The 2,759-nt window shown below is 43.7% G+C and carries 2 protein-coding genes and 3 tRNA genes; 1 reads left to right on the forward strand and 4 read right to left on the reverse strand.

Annotated elements, in window-relative coordinates:
• Positions 1-105: 105 nt before the first annotated feature.
• The 4 genes from LKD42_RS14895 to LKD42_RS14910 form a co-directional block, all read right to left on the reverse strand.
• A tRNA-Leu gene (locus LKD42_RS14895) sits at positions 106-189 on the reverse strand.
• A gap of 252 nt (positions 190-441) precedes the next feature.
• A tRNA-Leu gene (locus LKD42_RS14900) sits at positions 442-526 on the reverse strand.
• 150 nt (positions 527-676) lie between these two features.
• Entirely contained in the window at positions 677-1,738 is a 1,062-nt protein-coding gene (locus LKD42_RS14905) for a DNA/RNA non-specific endonuclease (RefSeq protein WP_248836151.1), read from the reverse strand.
• Positions 1,739-1,883: 145 nt separating this feature from the next.
• Positions 1,884-2,303 carry a ribonuclease Z gene (locus LKD42_RS14910; protein WP_248836152.1) on the reverse strand — a complete coding sequence of 140 codons (420 nt, stop codon included), beginning with the start codon at positions 2,301-2,303 and terminating at the stop codon, positions 1,884-1,886.
• A 387-nt stretch (positions 2,304-2,690) separates the two neighbouring features.
• On the opposite strand from LKD42_RS14910, the gene LKD42_RS14915 reads away from it, so the two are divergent.
• Positions 2,691-2,759 (forward strand) — tRNA-Leu (locus tag LKD42_RS14915).

Raw genomic sequence — 2,759 nt, forward strand, 5'->3', positions numbered from 1 at the left:
TCTCGCGGAGCGTTTATCTTAGTCGGAGATTGCACTCCCACTAAGACAAATTTGTTGCTCGCCACTTATAGAAGTGGAAGTCTTCTCCGACTAAGATAAAAAAAGTGCGGAAGGCGGGACTTGAACCCGCACGGTATTGCTACCACAGGCACCTGAAGCCTGCGCGTCTGCCAATTCCGCCACTTCCGCATCACAGCTATATTTATACCACAGGTTTCTGTGGTTGTCAACAGTATTTTTTGATTTTTTTATATTTTTTGTATTTTTCCTACGATTCAGACAACTTACTGTGTTTGATCCTATATCCATTCAGGTATCTGATATAAAAGACCGTTTTCTTTTTTCTGATATTTACCTGACAGAATCACGAATGCACTTTCTCTTTACATTATTTCTCTCGTCAAAAAGAAAAAAGAGTTCGATTTCTATCGAACTCTCTTATGCAGTTGACGGGACTTGAACCCGTACCCAGTTATCCCAGACTAGATCCTTAGTCTAGCGCGTATGCCAATTCCGCCACAACTGCTTGACACTGGAGAGTATAGCACCTTACCCTCCTTTCGTCAACCCCTTTTTTGAAATTTTTTTAATTTTTTCTATTTTTCATATTTTTGCAACGATTTTGTGTTCCCCTGGCATCTGGCAAAATGGAAGGTACCTCACATCGGATACACTTTTATGGATTGCACCGTTTGCACGGCTCGTATCCCATATTCAGTACTTCTTCTCTGGTTCCGTTGTAGGCCCACTTGTTGCTGTCACTCATCTGATTCACGCTGGAACAGCTTGGACGATGAAATTTCATCGTATTGGTATTAAGGATATACTCGCTCGCCGCTGCAGCCTGTTCCTGAACCTGTGTCTGTTCTGCCGGTGCTTCCGTCTGAATTTCTTCTGCACGTTCATCACCCGACCCTGCCTGACTTGCATAAACTTCAGCATCTTCTGCCAGATGACTTTCTCCTGTCGCATGGTCGATCGCAACACCCGGCTGTTCGTTGTACACAAATACATGATAACAGATACCGTCGCCATCATCTTCTACTGACCTCGCTTCCATCTCCACGCCGTCCGCCACCAGGTTGTCTCCTGTATAGATCGGTGTCACGCGATACAGAACATGGTTGCCTGTTTCTTTGATGTAATCAGCCACCATATTTTCAAACGGCAGCATCCCGTCCACATTCATGTATCTCGTACCGGTGATCAGATTCTTTTCGTTGGCATTTTCCGCTGTCAGCTGATAGCCGATCAAATGGCAACGATTATAAAGATATTTGCCGTCTACAAAATCGTATTTTACTGTATGCCAGCCGCTCGGTTTTACTTTTCCGATCGAACCGCGTTTTTTCGTTGGCATCAGATCTTTTCCGATATTTGAAACTGCCACACCGCATCTGCCCAGTTCATCCAAATCACTGTAATATTCATACGATGTTTCCGAATAATCACTTTCCTGAAAATCCGGTTCATTATCATCGATCACCACATACGGTGCATCCGCAAAGGCCGGGATCTCGTCCATGGTAAGCACTGAACTTTTTTCCGTCGCATAGTCCGTTATCTCATCCTGCGTTTTCGCGGCACTTTCTGTTTCATCCGAAGCAACGACTGCTCTTTGCTCCTGTGTTTCTTCCATCGTATCTGCTGTTTCCGTCAGTGTCTGCTGCATTATGGCATCTGTCTGCCGGCTCTCCGTTTCCGATCCGCAACCTCCGATCAGCAATGCAATCAGCAAAAACCAAATGGGAAGAAATCTTTTTCTTTTCTTTCTGTTGTCTTTCATCTTTTTCAAGCCTTTCTTTTTTACTTCTGTAACGCTTACTCTTTATGCACGCTCTTTCTCCAAGAGCCTCTCTGCCCTCTTCTTCAACAATTCTTTCTCATGCACGGTCTTTCTTCCTGTACTGTAACCGTGTGATCTTTTCGTGAGAATATCCGGCAAATTCCTCTTCCGCCGTTTTTTCCATCTGTTCCAGATCCAGATCCAGTTTAAAGTCAAACGGATACGCCCGGTTCCATCCAAACACGATCAGTTTTTCAATCTGCCCCTCCATTCCCTTCAGTGACTGATTTTCAACAAAACAGATATCTCCTTCTCCTACTTTTTCCAGAAAATTTTCATCCACGCAACAGTTTTCCGGATGTTCCTGCTCAAAAAGTTTTTCAGAAAACGGATGTATCCAGAGCTTCTTTCCTTCTGACAACTCCAGGATCTTTTGGATCACCGTCCGGTCTTTTGATACCCTTCTGTTGTTAAAAAGCATGCCACCTCTGTCTTCTGTGCAAACAATCACGATCATTTTTCATTCTCCCTCCTGTCGTCTGTCTTTTTCACTTCGGATACCGCCGTCACTTTCCGTACCGGCAGATCCTGATGTCGTGGTTTTTATTTTGACACCACTATTATAGAATTTTCTGTTTCTTTTGGCAACCCGATTATCCCCCCTGATATTTCTTTTGTTCGCCCATTAATAATTTTACCTTTCTGACAATCGTTACCTCCATCTGTTTATGGAAGCATTATACTACATTGGGACATTTTCCTTTGTGGTATATCAGGATATTATCATAAATGGTTCATAATATTTTTAATTTTTTCAAAAAAAAGTGTTGACAAACGTCAATCCATGTAGTAGTATATGCGTTGTGAGTTGCGAGTCAGCTTCACAGAAACAATACGCGGAAGTGGCGGAATTGGCAGACGCGCAGGCTTCAGGTGCCTGTGGTAGCAATACCGTGCGGGTTCAAGTCCCGCC

It is taken from the genome of Hominisplanchenecus faecis (assembly GCF_020687205.1).
In the GTDB taxonomy this organism is placed as follows: Bacteria; Bacillota; Clostridia; order Lachnospirales; family Lachnospiraceae; genus Hominisplanchenecus; species Hominisplanchenecus faecis.